General features: G+C 58.9%; 17 protein-coding genes. 10 read left to right on the forward strand and 7 right to left on the reverse strand.

All coding sequences use genetic code 11. The features are described 5' to 3' along the window. Positions 1-23: 23 nt before the first annotated feature. Positions 24-866: an S-formylglutathione hydrolase gene (fghA, locus tag KYE_RS19650; RefSeq protein ID WP_008177000.1), complete on the forward strand. Its 843-nt coding sequence runs from the start codon at positions 24-26 to the stop codon at positions 864-866. 14 nt (positions 867-880) lie between these two features. Here the strand turns inward: fghA and KYE_RS19655 are convergent, their stop codons facing one another. Beyond that, positions 881-2,005 (reverse strand): HD-GYP domain-containing protein, encoded by a 1,125-nt coding sequence (locus tag KYE_RS19655; RefSeq protein ID WP_008177002.1) that lies wholly within the window; start codon positions 2,003-2,005, stop codon positions 881-883. Between the two features lie 5 nt (positions 2,006-2,010). Here KYE_RS19655 and KYE_RS21505 point away from each other — a divergent pair, with 5 nt between their 5' ends. Together KYE_RS21505 and KYE_RS19660 are read left to right on the forward strand one after the other, a co-directional pair. Further along, entirely contained in the window at positions 2,011-2,235 is a 225-nt protein-coding gene (locus KYE_RS21505) for a hypothetical protein (RefSeq protein WP_139043690.1), read from the forward strand. Between the two features lie 27 nt (positions 2,236-2,262). Continuing rightward, a complete protein-coding gene (locus KYE_RS19660; RefSeq protein ID WP_008177005.1) occupies positions 2,263-3,300 on the forward strand; it encodes a GGDEF domain-containing protein in 1,038 nt (345 codons plus the stop codon). Here the strand turns inward: KYE_RS19660 and KYE_RS19665 are convergent. Then, on the reverse strand, positions 3,264-4,685 hold the full coding sequence (locus KYE_RS19665; RefSeq protein ID WP_008177007.1) for an MATE family efflux transporter: 1,422 nt from the start codon (positions 4,683-4,685) through the stop codon (positions 3,264-3,266). The genes KYE_RS19660 and KYE_RS19665 overlap by 37 nt on opposite strands. An 85-nt stretch (positions 4,686-4,770) precedes the next feature. On the opposite strand from KYE_RS19665, the gene KYE_RS19670 reads away from it, so the two are divergent. The 3 genes from KYE_RS19670 to KYE_RS19680 all read left to right on the forward strand — a co-directional run bounded on the left by KYE_RS19670 (position 4,771) and on the right by KYE_RS19680 (position 8,935). Beyond that, a complete protein-coding gene (locus KYE_RS19670) occupies positions 4,771-5,643 on the forward strand; it encodes a carboxylate/amino acid/amine transporter (RefSeq protein ID WP_008177008.1) in 873 nt (290 codons plus the stop codon). 153 nt (positions 5,644-5,796) lie between these two features. After that, a complete protein-coding gene (locus KYE_RS19675; RefSeq protein WP_008177011.1) occupies positions 5,797-7,371 on the forward strand; it encodes a PAS domain-containing methyl-accepting chemotaxis protein in 1,575 nt (524 codons plus the stop codon). 166 nt (positions 7,372-7,537) lie between these two features. Beyond that, positions 7,538-8,935, forward strand: a complete 1,398-nt coding sequence (locus tag KYE_RS19680) for a sodium-dependent transporter (RefSeq protein WP_008177013.1) — start codon at positions 7,538-7,540, stop codon at positions 8,933-8,935. 90 nt (positions 8,936-9,025) lie between these two features. Here the strand turns inward: KYE_RS19680 and KYE_RS19685 are convergent, their stop codons facing one another. From KYE_RS19685 to KYE_RS19705, 5 genes are all read right to left on the reverse strand, one after another. Beyond that, on the reverse strand, positions 9,026-9,610 hold the full coding sequence (locus tag KYE_RS19685) for a hypothetical protein (RefSeq protein WP_008177014.1): 585 nt from the start codon (positions 9,608-9,610) through the stop codon (positions 9,026-9,028). A 101-nt stretch (positions 9,611-9,711) separates the two neighbouring features. Beyond that, the gene (locus KYE_RS19690; RefSeq protein ID WP_008177017.1) at positions 9,712-11,022 is read right to left on the reverse strand and encodes a TRAP transporter large permease; all 1,311 of its coding nucleotides are present in this window, start codon (positions 11,020-11,022) and stop codon (positions 9,712-9,714) included. After that, positions 11,019-11,567, reverse strand: coding sequence for a TRAP transporter small permease subunit (locus KYE_RS19695; RefSeq protein ID WP_008177020.1), 549 nt, complete (start codon positions 11,565-11,567; stop codon positions 11,019-11,021). Before KYE_RS19695 ends, KYE_RS19690 begins: the two co-directional genes overlap by 4 nt. Before the next feature lie 85 nt (positions 11,568-11,652). Next, positions 11,653-12,699: a TRAP transporter substrate-binding protein DctP gene (gene dctP / locus KYE_RS19700; RefSeq protein WP_008177022.1), complete on the reverse strand. Its 1,047-nt coding sequence runs from the start codon at positions 12,697-12,699 to the stop codon at positions 11,653-11,655. A gap of 241 nt (positions 12,700-12,940) precedes the next feature. Further along, a complete protein-coding gene (locus KYE_RS19705) occupies positions 12,941-14,536 on the reverse strand; it encodes a class I adenylate-forming enzyme family protein (protein WP_008177024.1) in 1,596 nt (531 codons plus the stop codon). Between the two features lie 152 nt (positions 14,537-14,688). Here KYE_RS19705 and KYE_RS19710 point away from each other — a divergent pair, with 152 nt between their 5' ends. The 4 genes from KYE_RS19710 to KYE_RS19725 all read left to right on the forward strand — a co-directional run bounded on the left by KYE_RS19710 (position 14,689) and on the right by KYE_RS19725 (position 18,104). After that, a complete protein-coding gene (locus KYE_RS19710) occupies positions 14,689-15,483 on the forward strand; it encodes an SDR family NAD(P)-dependent oxidoreductase (RefSeq protein WP_008177026.1) in 795 nt (264 codons plus the stop codon). Further along, complete coding sequence (locus KYE_RS19715) at positions 15,483-15,923, forward strand: PaaI family thioesterase (protein WP_008177028.1); 441 nt, start codon at positions 15,483-15,485, stop codon at positions 15,921-15,923. Before KYE_RS19710 ends, KYE_RS19715 begins: the two co-directional genes overlap by 1 nt. A gap of 47 nt (positions 15,924-15,970) precedes the next feature. Continuing rightward, complete coding sequence (locus KYE_RS19720) at positions 15,971-17,173, forward strand: acyl-CoA dehydrogenase family protein (RefSeq protein ID WP_008177030.1); 1,203 nt, start codon at positions 15,971-15,973, stop codon at positions 17,171-17,173. Between the two features lie 163 nt (positions 17,174-17,336). After that, positions 17,337-18,104, forward strand: a complete 768-nt coding sequence (locus KYE_RS19725; RefSeq protein ID WP_008177032.1) for an SDR family NAD(P)-dependent oxidoreductase — start codon at positions 17,337-17,339, stop codon at positions 18,102-18,104. Positions 18,105-18,114: the final 10 nt, after the last annotated feature.

The following is an 18,114-nucleotide window of genomic DNA, read 5'->3' on the forward strand; positions in this document are numbered from 1 at the left end:
TTATTTTCTGAATTGAGGACACTATGGAACTCCTATCCACGAACGTCTGTTTCGAAGGCGAGCACCGCCGCTACCGGCATACTTCCGCTACCCTCGAATGCGACATGGAGTTTGCGGTGTACCTGCCGCCCGTGGCTGTGGGCTCCAACCCGAAGAAGGTGCCGGTTCTCTACTGGCTATCAGGGCTGACCTGCACCGACCAGAATTTCATGCAAAAGGCGGGTGCCCAGAAACGGGCCGCTCAGCTGGGGATGGCCATCGTTTGTCCTGACACCAGCCCCCGTGGAGTGAACCTGCCGGGCGAGGATGACAGTTATGACTTTGGCTCCGGCGCCGGCTTCTACATCAACGCCACAGAGCAACCCTGGGCACCCCATTACCGGATGTACGACTACGTGGTGAAGGAATTGCCGCAGTTGATCGAGAATGAATTGCCGGTAACAGACAAGCGCTCCGTCAGCGGCCACTCCATGGGCGGCCACGGCGCTCTGATCTGCGCCCTGAAGAATCCGGGCCGCTACGCCTCGGTGTCGGCGTTTGCGCCCATCGCCAACCCAACCGAGTGCCCCTGGGGCCAGAAAGCCTTCAAGGGCTATCTTGGAGACGATCCGCGAAGTTGGGAAGAATGGGATGCCACATTGCTCATTCCCACCGCTCGGGAGCGGTTGCCGCTACTGGTGGACCAGGGCACGGCGGACGAGTTTCTGGACAGCCAGCTGAACCCGGATGCGCTGGCGGACGCCTGTGAGAAGTTCCACCATCACATCAACCTGCGCATGCACCGGGGCTATGATCACAGCTATTTCTTCATTGCCTCATTCATTGATGATCACCTTGATCATCATGCAAAAGCACTGGGTTTATAGCATGGTGACATTGGTCAGGAGCGGAAGCCCCAGACCAGGCTGAAGTCCATGGAAGGCATGACTTCCGGCTCTTCCAGGGACTGGATGCCGAAATCCGGCTCGCTGGTGTCCCGCTCGAAGGTGCCGGTGTAACGGTTGCCACGGGGACCGAAAATGGCTTTGACGAAAGGTCCCCGGGCTCTGACTGGCCGGCGGGTAACCACGCCCACTTCGTTGTTTTCCAGACGAACCAGAATGCCGGGCGGATACTCCCCGAGAATCTGCAGCAGGGCCTTGGGGATGGCCGGTCGGAACTTGCCGTCGGCCAGGTTGGCAATCAGCTTCCGGGCGTCGGCCACATTCATGCGCTGCCGGTAGGCCCGTTTGGTGATCATGGCCACGTAACGCTCTGCCAGCGCCAGGATCTCCGCTTCCGGCCGTATTTCGGTGCCACTCAGACCTTTCGGATAGCCGCTTCCGTCGGCCTGCTCGTGGTGTTGCGCAATGATGGTCAGCAGCAGCTTGTTGTCGATACCGGCGGCCTGCAGGGCCTGGATGCTGCGTTCGGGGTGTTTGCGAATGACGCCGCGCTGTTCATCGTTCAGCACTGTATTGGACGCATTCAGCTTGTCGGCGATGGGCACGAGGGCAAGATTGGCAGTAAGGGCGGCAGCAGTCAGTACTGCAACTCGCTTCTCCTCCAGGCCGAATTGCCGGCCAATAAACTGGCAAAGAATGGCGTAAAACAGGATCTGTTCGTGAATGACCGGGCCGATTGAGTAGAGGTGAACCAGTGCCAGGGTTGCATCGGGTGATTCCGTGCAGGAGCGCTCGATCTTCCGGGCCAGGCCGAGCAGCCGTTTTTGGGCCGAGGGGTCGGAATCGGTAATGGCCTTCAGGGTTGCTTCGAGGGAATGGAGCAGATCCGGGTAATCGGCAAACGGGTTCCTGTCCCGGGTATCCTCGAACGTTTCTTCCTGAGGGCGTTCGATCTTGCGAGGTTTGAATCGGCCGCGCTCGAACAATTGTTCCAGCTGGGAATCTGTCTGAATTACATAGCCCTGGCGCAGAAGGATATTGCCGTCTGCATCGTAGACGTCCCAAGGCAGGGGCCGGCCGATGGTCAGCGCCCCGGGCGCAATTCGGACAAGTTCGGTCAAATCAGGTGTCTCTGGTGCAGGTTAATTGTGTCGCCAGTGTAACCCCGAATGCGGCTGGGGCTCCACTGGCGCGGGCTGGCTCTGGCCAGGAAGCAGTGCGGTTTTACCTGATTTTACCGCTGCCCCTGTTTCGGGAGGAAGAAAAAATGAGCAAGCGTTCACACTTTGTCTTTTTTGATAGAGAATATGTAAAGAATCGTTGTCCTTTAACGATCATTCAAATTGGTTGAGCTATTCTGGAATTCTGGATAGTACTTTTGTCGGACGAAAACGCTAAATGCTCCATCGCCTCAAGACCGATTTCCGATTTCCGATTATCGATCATCACCCTGCTGGGGGTGAGCGCGTTCCTGGGGATTACTCCATTTGCCGTGATGCGCTACCTGCAGGGCAATCTGCTGGCCGGACTGGTGGATACAACGATTCTTCTCGGTATCTGCTCTGCGCTGGTCTATGCATGGGTAACCGGGGACACGCGACGAAGTGGCGTGGTTGTTGCCAGTGTTGCTTGTGGCGGCGCGGTCGTCGTGGGCATTGTGGTAGGCGAGCCGGGACTGTTCTGGTTATACCCGTGTCTTGTCACTACCTTCTTTCTTGTTAATCCCAGGATTGCGGTAGCCTTGAACATTGCCTCGGTCATTGCCCTGATGGTTCATGGTGGGGCTTTCCGCTCTGATGTTCAGATGTGGTCGTTTGCTTCAACGGCCTTTGTGGTCAGTGCCTGCGCCTATGTCTTTGCCCACAGGAACCATGATCAGCGGGAGCGTCTGGAGCATCTGGCAACGATCGATCCGCTGACCGGCATCAAGAACCGACGCTCAATGGATCAGGAGCTGGATCTGGCGGCAGCGAATGCCGAGCGTACCGGTTTGCCCTATGCCTTGGTCATGCTGGATATCGATCATTTCAAGAAGATCAACGATGAGCATGGCCATGGCGTGGGCGATGGTGTCTTGACCGATCTGGTGGCGCTGCTGAAACAGAACACCCGCAAGTCAGACCAGCTGTTCCGGTACGGTGGCGAAGAATTCGTACTGCTCCTGCCGGGTGTCGATGGCATTGGCCTCAAGGCAGTGATGAACAACCTGCAACAGGTGCTGCGCAAATACATGAAGCACCCCGGCGGTTCGGTGACGGCGTCGTTCGGCGTGGCACTGCTCGAGCATGGCGAAAGCGTTGATAGCTGGCTTGCCCGGGCGGATGCGGCACTCTATGAGGCCAAGGAAGCTGGCCGGGATCGTGTTGTATTTGCCGATGCTCAGCGCACGCCGGAGCTTGCAGCCGAAACGGCCTGATCGCTATTGGGAGCAAACAGAAAGAGTCTGCACCCCAACAGAATGCTGGCAGATGCCAGGCCACCCGTGAGGCCTACCCAGAAGCCGGCAGCCCCCATGGCCGGCACCAGCCAGTCCATGAACGTCAGCACATACCCAAGTGGCATACCAACGCCCCAGAATGAAAACAGCATGATGAACATGGGAATGCGGGTGTCCTTGTAACCCCGCAAGGCGCTGATGCAGGTTACCTGGATAACATCGGCAATCTGGAACAGGGCCGCAAACATCAGAAGCCTCACGGTGACCGCCTGTACCTCGGTATCACTGGTATAGAGCGCTGCGATCTCCCGGGAGAATACAAACAGCAGTATTGCAAAAACCAGCGCCGTAGCAGCCGCCAGAATCAGTGAACTTCGGGAGATGAGGCGTGCGGTGGCGGGCGCCCGGGCACCGATAAGGAAGCTGACCCGGAGAGTCAGCGCCATACCGATGCTCAACGGCAGCATGAACAGTAGAGATACCACGTTCAGGGCAATCTGGTGCCCGGCCACCACCACCGGGCCAAGGGGTGCCAGAAACAGAGCAATGACCGAGAACAGGCTGGCCTCGACAAAGATGGTGAAGCCGATGGGCACGCCGATGCCGAGGATGTAGCGAATGCCTGCCAGATCCGGCTTTACCCAATCGGAAATCAGGTGGAACTGACGGTAAACCCGGCTGCGGTTCAGGTATACCAGCAATGCCGCTGCCGCGACGCCGTTGGAAATGGACGTGGCCCAGCCACAGCCGACCCCGCCCATCGCTGGCAGTCCCAGCTTGCCGTAGATGAAGATGTAGTTCATGGGCAGGTTGATCAGCGTGCTGAGCACAGAGAACGCCATGATCACGCGAGTATGCCCGAGGCCATCGGTCAGGCCGCGCAGCGCTGTAAGTAGCAGCAGAGCCGGTATGCCCCAGGCAAAGGCGTCCAGATAACCCTGGGTAATGCGGGCGGTGTTGGCCTCCAGGTTCAGAAGCGCCAGTACCGGATGCACATGGGTCAGCAGCAGGATCATGATGACGGACCCGAAGGCGGCAAGATACAGGCCCTGCCAGGTGGCGGGCATGATTTTCCCAACCTCCCGGGCACCGTTGTAGCCGGAAATAATGGGCTGCAGTGCCCCCAGCATGCCCATGAAAAACAGGAACAGGGGCATCCACAGGCTGCTGCCAATACCCACTGCCGCAAGATCCTCGGCACTCGCGTGGCCGGCCATAATGGTATCGATCACGCCGTTGGCCATCTGGGCCAGTTGGGCGATCAGGATCGGCCCGCCCAGAATGGAGAGGGTTCGCCACTCTGTCAGTGTTCTGGTGACCAGCGGCTGGCGGGGTTCCGGTAATGGCTGGTGGATCTCATCCATGGGGTTTTATCCCGTGTTTCTGCACTGCAAGTTTCTCCGAAAACCGTTAAAGTACGCGCCTTGATCACAACAGATGGCAGTGGCGATGGGACTTCTGGTTTTTGTTACCGTTCTGTGGGCGTTTTCATTCAGTCTGATCGGCGAATTTCTGGCCGGCCAGGTGGACAGCGATTTTGCGGTGCTCAGCCGTGTGCTGCTCGGTGCCCTGGTCTTTCTGCCGTTCACCCGTTGGCGGGGCGTGGCTTCCGGACAGAAGCTGGGTATTCTGGTTACCGGCATGCTGCAGTTCGGGATTACCTACCTCTGTCTGTACCGGTCCTTTAGCTACCTGACCGTCCCGGAAGTCCTGCTGTTCACGATTTTCACTCCGCTGTATGTGACCCTGCTGGATGACGCCCTGTTTCGCCGGTTTTCACCGGTGGCGCTCCTGGCTGCAGCCATCGCAACTGTCGGGGCGGGTATCATACGCTACGACGGGCTCAGTGAGGACTTCATTACCGGCTTCCTTTTGCTGCAGGTGGCGAATTTTACCTTTGCAGCCGGCCAGGTAGGTTACAAGCACGTGATGCAACACTACCAGAGTGATCTGCCGGGCTACCGAACCTTCGGCTATTTCTTCTTCGGTGCCCTGATCATTGCGCTGCCATCCTTCCTGATATTCGGCAATGCCGAGAAGCTGCCGACCACACCGGTACAGTGGGGCATCCTGGCATGGCTGGGGCTTGCTGCCTCCGGCCTGGGTCTGTTCCTGTGGAATCGCGGTGCCTGTGTGGTTGACGCCGGCACCCTGGCTATCATGAACAATGCCCTGGTGCCTGCGGGCCTGATCGTGAACCTGCTGATCTGGAACCGCGATGCCGATTTGCTGAGGCTGGCAGTAGGGGGCGGCGTTATCGCTTTCTCCCTCTGGGTCAACGCGCGCTTCCACCCCCGAGCCCGGTTGGCGGTTTCAACATAAGTAACTGCACGCACTAAGGTTCCGAAAACCTCTGCCGTTACACTCCCATACGCAGGGTAACTTTTGGTGAATATCAATGATGTTCATCAAGGCTTACCCTTGTGCGCCTGTTTTTATTCCTGTGATCACCGTTCCGAGTCAGAAGGCCCGTTTATGCGCAAGAATCTCCCGGTTACCCAGCGTGAAGTAAAAATGCGGAAAGGCGGTCGGTTGATTACCACCACGGACCTGAAAGGGGTGATCACCTACTGCAACGAAGAGTTTGTGGAAATCAGCGGTTTCTCCCGGGAAGAACTGGTTGGCCAGGCTCACAACATCATCCGCCATCCGGACATGCCCCAGGCCGTATTCAAGGATATGTGGGATTACCTGAAGGCCGGCAAGGCCTGGATGGGTGTGGTGAAGAACCGGGCGAAGAGCGGCGACCATTACTGGGTCAGTGCGTACGTTACGCCGATCCGTGAGAACGGCCAGATGGTGGGCTTCGAGTCGGTTCGGGTCGAGCCGACCCGCGAGCAGATCGCCAGGGCCGAGCGGCTGTATTCCAAGATCTCTGCCGGGAAGATGACCTCATCCTTCAGCAATCGTGCCTTGTCGATGCTCCGTTCCGGCTGGCCATTCCTTGTCTCTCTGGTGTTGAGCCTGGTGGCGCTTCAGCTCAACCAGCCGTGGCTGGCGGCGGGTTTGGTCGTGATCGGTCATGCCCTGGGTTTCGGCCTGGTGTTTAATTCCCTGGCTGCCCGTTTGCGCAGGCTGCTGGACCTTCGCCCAGATGCCTTCCGGGATCCCATTGTTGCCCGTACCTACAGCGACGAACGCGGACTGTTCTCGCAGCTGTCGCTGTTGCTGGTCAGTGAAGAGGCCCGGGTTCGGACGGCTCTGGCGCGTATTGATGACCAGGCAGAACTGCTCTACGAGCAGGCGCGGGCTTCCCATGGCTATATCAGCGATGGCGCGGCGGCGATCGCCCGGCAGCGGGCTGAAACCGACCAGACCGCATCGGCCATCAACGAAATGACGGCTTCGATCCAGGAAGTGGCCGAGTCGGTGACCAGCAATGCCCGGGAAGCCGAGGAGGCCAATCGTCTGGCAGGTGTTGGCAGCGACCGGAGCGCCGAGGCGCTGGTGGCTATTGAAGAGCTGGTAACCCGCGTAAACGGCATTGGTTCGACGATCAGCAAGCTGGGTGAGTCCACCAACAGCATCGGTGAAGCCGCCAACCTGATTTCCGAGATTGCCGAGCAAACCAACCTTCCGGCATTGAACGCGGCTATCGAAGCGGCGCGTGCCGGTGAGCAGGGCCGGGGTTTTGCAGTGGTAGCGGATGAGGTGCGGTCACTGGCCCGCCGGACTCGGGAATCCACTGTGCGGATCCAGAATGTGATCGATGATTTCCGTCAGCAGGTGGACTCCGCGGTCCAGGCAACCCGGGACGGCGAAGCCGTGGCCGGCCAGGGGCTTGAGAAGGTGCAGGAAGCTGAGAGCTCCCTGAAGGATATTGTTACGTCCATCCAGACCATTTCCGACAGCTTTATCAGTATGTCTGCGGCCTTTGAGGAGCAGAGCCAGGTGTCCGACGAGATCAATCGCCAGATCACCAATATTGCCGAGCTGGCCGATCACAGTGATGCCCAGGCCGACTCCGCCAAGCAGAGCAGTGACCGGCTCAGCGCCATGTCCCGTGGCTTGAAAGACCTGATCGCCAGGTTTATCAGTAAAAACGGCTAGTTAGCTTTTTCTTCCATTCCTTCCTGCCGGCTCAACCCGGCTCCGGAGGGCGCCAGCACTGGCATCGCAGCGCCAGTGCTGGCAGAATCCCGCCCCAATTGCCCCGGCAACGCCGTGGCTATCCCTTTTTGAAGACATTCCTCAGCCAAAAGCACAGGAACACAATATGACTCAGTCCAACTCGGTTTCGGGCAACGGTTCAGGGGCCGCCCGTGGTCTCTGGTCTTCCCGGTTGGCGTTTATTCTGGCGGCAACCGGTTCGGCCGTCGGTCTCGGTAATATCTGGAAGTTCCCCTACGTTACCGGCGAAAACGGTGGTGGCGCCTTCGTGCTGATTTATCTGCTGTGTATCGCAGTGATCGGTATCCCCATCATGATGGCGGAAGTGTTTATCGGCCGGAATGGTCGACATAACCCCATCACCAGCATGCGGCTGGTGGCAGAGCGCAACCTCAGCGCGCCGGGCTGGCGGATCTCGGCCATCATCGGGATGATCGCGGCCTTTGTGATCCTCTCTTTCTATTCGGTGATCGGCGGCTGGGCGGCGTCCTATGTGGGACATGCCGCCATGGGCGACTTTACCGGTGGCACCGCAGACTCCATCGGTGAGTTGTTCGGCGGCCTGCTGGCCAGCCCCGGGCAGCTGCTGCTCTGGCACACGATCTTCATGGCGCTGGTTATTCTGGTGGTGTCCCAGGGACTGAAAGGAGGCCTGGAACGGGCCGTTACCATCCTGATGCCGGCCCTGTTTCTGTTGCTGCTGGTGGCGGTAGGTTATGCCACCACGACAGGCCATTTTGGTGAGGCCGTCAGCTTCCTGTTTACGCCGGACTTTGGTGCCCTGACCATCAACGGGGTTCTGATCGCCCTTGGCCACGCCTTCTTTACCTTAAGCCTCGGTATGGCCATCATGATGGCCTACGGTTCCTATCTGGGTCGGGATGTGTCCATTGGTCGCACCGCTGTCAGCGTGGCCATCATGGATACCGTCGTCGCACTCCTGGCCGGGCTGGCCATTTTCCCGGTAGTGTTTGCCAACGGTCTGGAAGCCGGTGCCGGTCCCGGACTGATTTTCCAGACCCTGCCGCTGGCCTTTGGCAATATGCCCATGGGCGGCCTGTTTGGCACCCTGTTCTTTATCCTGCTGTTGTTCGCCGCCTGGACCTCCGGTATTTCCCTGCTGGAGCCGGTAGTTGAGTGGGTTGAGGAAAAAACCAGCCTGGCCCGTACAGGCAGTTCCATCCTTGTCGGTGTGCTCTGCTGGGCGCTGGGCATTGCTTCGATTCTGTCGCTGAATGTCTGGGCCGACGTCGCGCCGCTCGCTATGTTTGAGCGCTTCGAAGGCAAGACCATCTTTGACCTTCTGGACTTCTTCACAGCCAACGTACTGCTGCCGCTCTCCGGTTTGCTGACGGCAGTATTTGTCGGCTGGTTCGTGGCCAAAGAGTCGCTGAAATCCGATCTGGCCCTTCAGGGAGGAGCCTTTACCCTCTGGTACAACCTGATCCGGTTCGTGACTCCCATCGCAGTTGCCATTGTGTTTGTTTATAACCTGATGTCGTGATGCCTGCCTGAGCGGCCTGATGGCTGCTCGCGCACAAAAAAAGCCCGGCGGGTTAAACCGTCGGGCTTTTTGTTTTTCGGCACTCGAGTATCAGTAGTTGCCAGCTTCTCGGAGGGCATCAACATGGGGGCGAACCGCTTTTATGTCTGCCGGAGGCGCATTGCTGGCGCTCTGCATCGCGCCCATGGCGCCCTCCATCATCGCCCGCATCTGAGCTTTTTGCTGGGCGGTCATATTGGGATTGTTTTCAATCTCGGCCATGGCCGCGTTCATTTCTTGCTGGGCTGCCGGGCTCTGCTGCTCCATCTCGATGGCCATCCAGGCCTGGAAGATCCGGTCGCCGGTTGCCGCCCACTCTTCAAGGCTACCGAAGCCGTGGTCCTGAACCAGATCCTCGAGCTGACCATAGGCCTGGTGACCTTCCAGCTCCTTCAGCGAATCGGAGAAAATGCGTGAGAAGTCGGGCATGGTGCCATCGTTCTGGCTGTCCATGTCTTCACTCAGGTCCTCAAACTCAGGCTCCAGCTGTTCGGCAGCCTTCAGGCTGTCGATAAACGATGAGATGGTCTGGTCGGACAGGCCCTGGGCCTGGGTGCCCGCGGAAAACAATGCGAGCAGGGCAAACAGGGTGGTGATGACTGCAGTATGGATTGATGCAGATAATGGGCCGCGCATAAGCGTCTCTCCTTGTGTTGGGCCCCGGATTCCTTATGCCGGGAGCCCTATGAGAGTAGCGCTTTCACGGATTCACTGCCAAATTTTTGCTGGGCCCAGGCTCAGAAAAACAGGTCCGGCAGCCAGGTGGCAATTTCCGGGAAGATCATGATCAGGATGATGCCGATGATCTCCACAATCACGAAGGGAATGATCGACTTGTAGATATCCTTCATGGTGATCGACGGCGGCACGATGCCCTTCAGGTAGAACAGGTTGAAGCCGAAGGGTGGCGTCATGTAGCCGATTTCCATATTGATCACGAACAGGATGCCGAACCAGATCGGATCGAAACCCAGGGATTCCACGATGGGCATGAACACCGGCAGGGTGATCAGCATGATACCCACCGGATCCAGCACCATGGCCAGCAGGAACACGATCACCATCATGGCGATGATGATGCCCCAGGGGCCGCCGGGCACCATGTTCATCAGGCCCTCGATCAGCTCCTGGGCACCCATGCTCTGGTACGCAGCGCTGAACGCGTGGGCGGCGAACAGGATCCACATGATCATGCCGGTTAGCTTGAAGGTGCGGATCGCAGCTTCCTTCAGAATGCTCCACTTGAACTGCCGGTACACGGCGGCGGAAATCAGGGCGCCGAGAACACCCATGGCAGCAGCTTCCGTCGGGGTAGTGATGCCGCCGATGATGGAACCCAGCACCATGACCACCACGCCAATCGGCAGGAGCACGGCTCGCAGAGCCCGGAATTTTTCCGGCCAGGTGCCCCGGTCTTCTTTTGGCAGCGCCGGGGCCAGTTCCGGTTGCAGATGGCAGCGCACGATGATGTAGATAGCGGTCAGCACCATCAGAAGCACGCCCGGCATGATACCGGCGGCGAACATCTTGCCAACGGAAACACCAGTGATCAGGGCGTAGAGAATCATAAGGATGCTGGGAGGAATCAGGATGCCCCAGCCACCGCCGGTATTGATTACGCCCAGGGCCATGCTTTTGTCATAGCCACGCTCGAGCATGGATGGCAGGGCGATGGTGCCCATGGCAACCACTGCAGCGCCACTGATGCCGACCATGGCGGCAAACACCGCGCAGATGCCAAGGGTGCCGAGGGCAAGGCCGCCTCTGAGGCCGCCGCACCACAGGTGCATCATCCGGTAAAGATCCCGGGCCACCCCGGTGCGTTCCAGAATCATGGCCATGAACACGAACAGAGGGATGGCGACCAGGGTGAAGCTTTCCATGGTGCCCCAGATCTGGGAGGCCACCATGTAGAAGGAATCAAAGCCCCAGGTGAAATACAGGAACACCACCGAGACGCCACCGAGAACAAACGCCAGCGGCAGCCCCAGCAGCAGGAAAAACAGCAGCGAACCGAAGAACAGGAGAGTCAGGGCTTCAATGCTCACAGCTGCTCTCCTTCAGATTCGGGCTCTTGAGGCGTGTAGTAATCGAGGTTGAAGGCCACGGCGATGTCTTCAAGCAATTTGACCAACCCTTGCAGAACCAGCAGCGCGGTGCCGATGGGAATGGCCAGCTTTACCGGCCAGATGGGCGGGTTCCAGGCCGAGTAGGAAGTCTCCCAACTGGACATGGATTCCTGGGCCATGTCGATCCCGAACCACAGCAGGGCGAGCGTGAAAATGAAAAAGACCACGGAGGTAACAATGTCCAGGGCCGCGCGTTTCCGTGGCTTCAGGTGCGAATGCAACAGGTCCACGTTGACGTGGCCGCGATGGGCCATGATGTAGCCACCGGACATTATTGCGTAGACGCCGAAAAGCATCTGGGTCAGTTCGTTGGTCCAGACCGTGGGAGAATTGAGCAGATAGCGGAACCCCACTTCAAGAAGCAGGAACACGAACATTGCGAAAATCAGGAGGGCAACCCACCGGCCGATGAAATCGTTGAGACGGGTAACCCCTCTCATGAATGCGGCAATCATCACACTCATGGCATTCTCCCATGGGATGCTGGTTTGGTTCGGGGAAAGAAAGGCCGGAGTCGAAGACCCCGGCCCCGGTCAGAGCAATGGCTGATCAGAGATAGCCGAGGTCGGCCAGGTAACCTTTCAGCATGTCGAGCGCCTTCTTGGCATTCTCACTGCGCTTGCCTTCCTCATCCCACATGGCCTGGGCGGTGGCGACCAGCTTGTTCTGGACTTCATCCGGGAGGACATTCACTTGCACGCCCTGTTCCTCGATGGCCTTGGCCAGGGTGATACGCTCCTTGTACTGGTACTCGTTGGTGCGGATCCAGAACTGCTCGTTGAGGGCATCCTTGACGATCTTCTGCATGTCTTCCGGCAGCTTGTTCAGAGCCTTCTGGCTGACGATGATGACATCAGTGCCGGCAATGTTCAGGGCAGGCTGCACATGGTACTTGGCCACTTCATACAGGCCCATGCTGTAGGCACCCTGGGCCGCTCCCCAGTGGGCACCGTCCACGATGCCGGAATCCAGGGCTGAGTAGAGTTCACTGCCCGGAATATAAGAGGCGGCGGCCCCGGCTTCGGTCAGGAAGGTTTGCAGGGCGCCGGAGGAGCGAATCTTCAGGCTGTTGAAGTCCTCCACGCTTTCAACCGGCTCCTTGACCACCATTTCAGTCGGGTAGACTTTGTCTGTGGCCCAGTAAACGTCATGCTCTGCCGCTTCGTCCCGGAGCATCTGTTCGAACCCCAGGTTCTGGTGGAAGTAGGCGGCCTCCCAGACGTTGCGGAAGGCAAACGGCAGGCCAGAGGCAATGCCGGCGAGGGAGATCTTGTCCTGGGCATATGACGGGGAAATAGTGCCCATTTCCAGGATGCCACGGCTTACCGCGTTGAAAGTGTCCGTGGCCTTGAACAGCGAGCCAGCCTCGTAAAGCTGCAGCTTCAGACGGCCATCAGTGCGCTCTTCCAGAACCCGTTTGATCCGGCCAAGGCTGTCTGTGTATGAGCTGCTGGAACCGGGCCAGTGGGACTGGACTTTCCAGGTTACGGTGTCCTGCGCGGCGGCCGGTGTGGCAGCCAGGGCGGCTGACAGACCAAGGGTCAGTGCCGAGGCAAAGACGGTCAGTTTTTTTCGAGCGTTATTAACTAGAGTCATGGTAGGCCTCTTTCGTTGTTGTACTTGTGCATTGAATGACTGTTTAGTTATACCAATGGATCTTTCTTTGTTTCACTGTGCAGAATTGGCGACTGCATGGTGAATCGTAGTTTTCTGAATCTAACACATGTCTTGTTTTTTGCAATAGGCGGTTGATCGGTCATTGATTACAGAATTCATAAAAGGATAGTTCATCGATTGAACGTCAGCAGTACCGACGGCCGATCTGTCTCGCGCCGCCTCAGGTTCCGGGCCAGTAAGGCGCGCGAAGTTCCCGTTTGAGCACCTTGCCAATGGCAGAGCGGGGCAACGTGGCACGGAATTCAATGGCCGCCAGACGCTGGGATTTTCCCAGCTGTGTGTTGGCCCACTCCAGTATCCCGTTTTCGGTTTCATTACGATCGGGCTGGAGAACCACCAGGCCCAGGGGCGTTTCCCCCCAGTGTTCGCTGGGAATACCGATGATCGTGGCGTCGGCTACCGCCGGGTGCGACAGCAGTACTTTTTCCAGATCCACTGGATAGATGTTAAAGCCGCCGGAAATGATCATATCCTTCCGTCGATCAAGGATGTAGATGAAGCCGTCCTCGTCGATTCGTCCCATGTCACCACTGCGGTAATACACCTTACCCTCCGGGCTCGTCCAGAGCATCTCCCGGGTCAGCTCCGGGCGATTCACATAGCCGCGCATCATGGAAATGGCGCGGCCCACGATCTCGCCATTGGAGCCCCGGGGCAGCTCACGGTCATCCTCGCCGATCACCCGCACCTCAGCGCCCTGGGTGGGTACACCAACCGAGTCCCATTTGTCCGGGTGGGCAGCGCAGTCGAGACTGGTGGATATACCGCCTTCGGTAAGGCCATAGACCTCCCGGAGGTTGCCGGGCCAGCGTGCCATGGCATCGGCAATCACCGCCGACCGCAACGGGGCACTGGTGCAGAGCTTCAGCTTGAAGCTGGAGAGGTCAAACCGGTCAAAATCCGGCTGCGCCAGGATCCGCTGGTATTGCACCGGTACCAGCATGGCGTGCGTAACACGGTGGGTTTCGGCCAGTTGCAGGAACCTGTGGGCATCGAATTTCGCCATCAGCACCAGGGTGCCGCCGTGGTAGAGCGTGGGTAACACTGAAACCAGGGTGGTGTTGGAATAAAGTGGCGTTGATACAAGGTTGATAGCCTCGCCGTCCAACCCATAGCGGCTCATCCTGACCATCTGACGCTGGCGGAAGCGATAATCGTGCAGGATCCCCTTGGGCGTGCCTGTGGTGCCGGAGCTGTAAATGATATTGAACGGATCGTCGAGGGTGACCTGCTCGGGCCGGGCGGTGGCCGTAGTCTGCGCCAGCCAGTCAACCAGGGAGTAACCGGCTCCGTCCAGGGGGCCGGCCAGGCTGATGATGCGCTCGCCGGGTACCTTGGTCAGCTGTGCTCGCAGGCGGCCAAACAGCTCCCGCTGTTGGCCGGAAACGAACAGAAAGCGTGCCTGGCAATCCGCCACCATCAGTGCAAGTGCTTCGCTACTGGCCATGCCAGACAGCGGCACCATACAGCCCCCGGCCACCAGGGTGCCAAGGTACAGGGCGACATCGTCCCGGCTGTTTCCTGACAAGGCAGCCACAGACTCGCCCGGCCGCAGACCGGCCTCGCGTAACCGGTTGGCAATACGGTTTACCTGGTCGACAAGGCTTCGCCAGTCCAGGGTGCCCTGTTCGTCAATCAGGGCCGGGTGGCTGCGACGGGTCTGGGCGTGTTGCTGGATACGATTTCCGATTGCGTCCATGGACTCACTGGGATCGATTGGCGCATAGACCGGCATGTCTCGCTTGCCGCTTTCCATTTTTTGCCCCTCAAACGTTATTGTGTTTTATCTAGTGAAATTAACTTCCGATTATATTGACTCAAAACCAACAGGCGTGACAAATTAACTGGATGGAAAGACCCCAGCACCATCAACCAACAACAATGAGACAGACCGGGGAGCATCGGCATATGGGACGGTTTGATCAACGGGTAGCCATTGTCACCGGTGCCGGCAGCGGCATTGGTCGGGCGACGGCTCTGCGACTCGCTCGGGAGGGTGCGTCAGTGATCCTGGCGGATACCTCTGAGGCCGGTCTGGTGGAAACTGAAAACCAGTTGCCAGAGCGAGCCCGGCGCCTTCGACGGCTGGTGGATGTGGCCAACGAAGCCCAGGTGGATGCGTTGGTCAACGAGGCTATCGCCAGCTTCGGTCAGATCGACGTGCTGTGCAATATCGCCGGCATTGCCAGTACCGGTCAGGGCCACCCGCCGGTGACCGGCAACGACCGTGCCGAGTGGGACCAGGTGCTATCGGTGAACCTGACAGGCACCATGCTTCTGATCAAGCACGTGGCGCCCCATATGCAGGCCCGCAAGCTTGGCGCTATCGTCAACACCGCGTCGGTGGCGGGCATCCGGTCCGGCGCTGGTGGCAATGCCTACAGTGCTTCCAAAGCGGGCGTCATCAACCTGACCATGACAGCAGCCTGTGACCTGGGCAGCGACAACGTGCGGGTGAATGCCGTCTGTCCCGGCCTGGTGGAAACCGGCATGACCCGGGCGGTGTTCGACTACGCCCGCGCCAATGAAAAAGCCCATAAGCTCGGGGCCCGCTGCGAGCTGCGCCGGTATGGCAACCCTGAAGAAATCGCCGCGGCTATCCTGTTTCTTGCCAGCGACGATGCCAGCTACATCACCGGCCAGTCACTGCCCGTGGACGGTGGTAATACCGCGTCCCTTAATATGCCAGGAATGAAAGTGTAATGAGTGAGCAAGAGCCCCTGTTTGCCGATGGAAAAGACCTGCCCGGTTTTCACAGCCTGCTGGGTTATCGTCAGGTCTCCTGGGAGGAGGACGAGGCTGTGCTGGAACTGGAACTGCAGCCCCGGCACCTGAACCTGGGCGGAGTGATTCACGGCGGTGTGCTCACCTCGCTGCTGGATATTGTGCTGGCCCAGGCAGGCACCTATTGCCCCTACCCGGGGCGGATGCGTAAGGCCATCACCCTGTCCCTGACCACCACCTTCACCGGGCAGTGCTCCGGCGGAACGATCAGGGTCACCGGACGTAAGCGCGCCGGAGGCACCCGGATTTTCAACAGTACGGGTGAGGTTCATGACGACAAGGGCAACCTGCTGGCCATCGCCGAAGGTACATTCCGGATCCGGTCCGGCAGCGACAAACCAGAGGGCGTTCCGATCTGACGGAACGGTTACCGACTTAATGCCAACAACACCAAGAGGAAGCGGACATGTTTGAACTGTCTGACAAAGCGAAACAGCTGCAGAATCAGCTGAATGAGTTCATGGATGCCTATATCTACCCGAACGAGCACAAGCATCATGAGCAGATTGAGCAGGCAGAAGACCGCTGGGCGCCGGTTCCGATTATTGAGGAGCTGAAACAGAAGGCAAAATCCGCCGGCCTGTGGAACCTGTTCCTGCCGGAAAGCGAATTCGGCGCCGGGCTGACCAACTACGAGTACGCCCACCTGTGTGAAGTGATGGGTCGCTCGGCCATGGCCCCTGAGGTATTCAACTGTTCCGCCCCTGATACAGGCAACATGGAAACCATCGCCCGCTATGGCAATAAAGAGCAGCAGGAGCAATGGCTGAAGCCTCTGCTGGATGGCGAGATCCGTTCCTGTTTCTCAATGACCGAGCCGGATGTGGCGTCGTCAGATGCCACCAACATTGCCTGTGATATCCGCCGCGAGGGTGAAGAGTACGTGATCAACGGCAAAAAGTGGTGGTCCTCCGGTGCCATGACCACCACCTCGAAGATCGCCATCGTGATGGGCAAGACCGACCCTCAGGCCGAGAAGCACAAGCAACAGTCGATGATTCTGGTGCCGCTGGATGCGCCGGGCGTGAAAATGATTCGCCCCCTGACGGTGTTCGGCTATGACCACGCGCCCCATGGCCATGCGGAGATTCACTACGAAAACGTGCGGGTGCCGGTGAGCAACATCCTGCTGGGCGAGGGCCGGGGGTTCGAGATTGCCCAGGGCCGCCTCGGGCCTGGCCGTATCCATCACTGCATGCGCACCATCGGCGTCGCCGAGCGGGCTCTGGAGCTGATGTGCAAGCGTGCCAATGCCCGGGAGGCCTTCGGCAAGCCGCTGTCCAGTTTTGATTCCATCCGCAAGGACATTGCACGCAGTCGCATCGAGATCGAGCAGGCAAGGCTGATGACCCTGAAGGCGGCGCATATGATGGACACCGTCGGCAACAAGGTGGCCCGTCAGGAAATCGCGATGATCAAGGTGATTGCACCGAGCATGGCGCTGAAGGTGCTGGACCGGGCAATTCAGGTGCACGGCGGAGCCGGTGTTTCCCAGGACACCTTCCTGGCCGAAGCCTGGGCCAAGGTACGGACTCTGCGGTTGGCAGACGGGCCCGATGAGGTTCATCTGGATTCTGTGGCCAAGATTGAGCTTCGCCAATACCGCTAAAACGATAACCTCTGAATCAGGGGGAGAGCGGTTGGGCTGATGTCCTTCCGGGACACGCCGTGAATACGTTCATGTAGGCTTGAGCAAAACATCCCTGTTTTGCACAGTCCCTGAAGGACATCACCCCGCCCACTCCCGTGCTTCAGTGCATGAGGATCGAAGAATGAATAATCCACTGTTTGACATGACCGGCAAGGTCGCGCTGATTACCGGCTCCACCAAAGGCATCGGCCGCGCCATCGCCGAAGAAATGGCCCGCCTGGGTGCCAAAGTCGTGATCTCCAGCCGAAAGGCCGAGGCCTGTGAGCAGGTGGCCAGTGAACTGAAAGCCCAGGGCTACGAGGCCATCGCCATTCCCTGCCATGTTGGTAAAAAAGACCAGCTGCAGAACCTGGTGGATAAAACCAACGAGGCCTGGGGCACTATCGATGTGCTGGTATGCAACGCCGCCACCAACCCGGTGTACGGCACCACCGCTGAAATGACCGACGACGCCTGGGACAAGATCATGGACACCAACGTCAAGGGCACCTTCTGGCTGACGAACATGGTGCTGCCGCAGATGGCGGAAAAAGGCGAAGGTGCTGTGGTGCTGCTGTCCAGCATCGCCGGTATGCGGGGCAACACCACCATCGGAACCTACGGCGTTTCCAAGGCCGCAGAAGCTGCCCTGGCGCGGAACCTGGCAGTGGAGTGGGGCCCGAAAGGTATCCGGATTAACAGCATCGCCCCCGGCCTGATCAAAACCGACTTCGCCCGGGCGCTGTGGGAAGACCCGGTACGGGTCAAACGCGCCGAAGACAAAACGCCGCTGCGCAGAATTGGCGACCCGGTCGACATCGCCGGCCTGGCGGTGTTTCTTTCCACCAGGGCCAGCGCCTACATCACCGGCCAGGTCATCGTAGCCGACGGCGGCGAAACGATTTGCTAGGGGCCGACGC

This window comes from Marinobacter manganoxydans MnI7-9 (assembly GCF_000235625.1).
In the GTDB taxonomy this organism is placed as follows: Bacteria; Pseudomonadota; Gammaproteobacteria; order Pseudomonadales; family Oleiphilaceae; genus Marinobacter; species Marinobacter manganoxydans.

Bases quoted from the DNA above. Each gene is read 5' to 3' on its own strand.
- KYE_RS19725 (WP_008177032.1), top strand. From the start codon at position 17,337: ATGAATAATCCACTGTTTGACATGACCGGCAAGGTCGCGCTGATTACC.
- KYE_RS19715 (WP_008177028.1), top strand. From the start codon at position 15,483: ATGAGTGAGCAAGAGCCCCTGTTTGCCGATGGAAAAGACCTGCCCGGT.
- fghA (WP_008177000.1), top strand. From the start codon at position 24: ATGGAACTCCTATCCACGAACGTCTGTTTCGAAGGCGAGCACCGCCGC.
- KYE_RS19685 (WP_008177014.1), bottom strand. From the start codon at position 9,610: ATGCGCGGCCCATTATCTGCATCAATCCATACTGCAGTCATCACCACC.
- KYE_RS19665 (WP_008177007.1), bottom strand. From the start codon at position 4,685: ATGGATGAGATCCACCAGCCATTACCGGAACCCCGCCAGCCGCTGGTC.
- KYE_RS19710 (WP_008177026.1), top strand. From the start codon at position 14,689: ATGGGACGGTTTGATCAACGGGTAGCCATTGTCACCGGTGCCGGCAGC.
- KYE_RS19720 (WP_008177030.1), top strand. From the start codon at position 15,971: ATGTTTGAACTGTCTGACAAAGCGAAACAGCTGCAGAATCAGCTGAAT.
- KYE_RS19675 (WP_008177011.1), top strand. From the start codon at position 5,797: ATGCGCAAGAATCTCCCGGTTACCCAGCGTGAAGTAAAAATGCGGAAA.
- KYE_RS19695 (WP_008177020.1), bottom strand. From the start codon at position 11,567: ATGAGTGTGATGATTGCCGCATTCATGAGAGGGGTTACCCGTCTCAAC.
- KYE_RS19680 (WP_008177013.1), top strand. From the start codon at position 7,538: ATGACTCAGTCCAACTCGGTTTCGGGCAACGGTTCAGGGGCCGCCCGT.
- KYE_RS19705 (WP_008177024.1), bottom strand. From the start codon at position 14,536: ATGGAAAGCGGCAAGCGAGACATGCCGGTCTATGCGCCAATCGATCCC.
- dctP (WP_008177022.1), bottom strand. From the start codon at position 12,699: ATGACTCTAGTTAATAACGCTCGAAAAAAACTGACCGTCTTTGCCTCG.
- KYE_RS19670 (WP_008177008.1), top strand. From the start codon at position 4,771: ATGGGACTTCTGGTTTTTGTTACCGTTCTGTGGGCGTTTTCATTCAGT.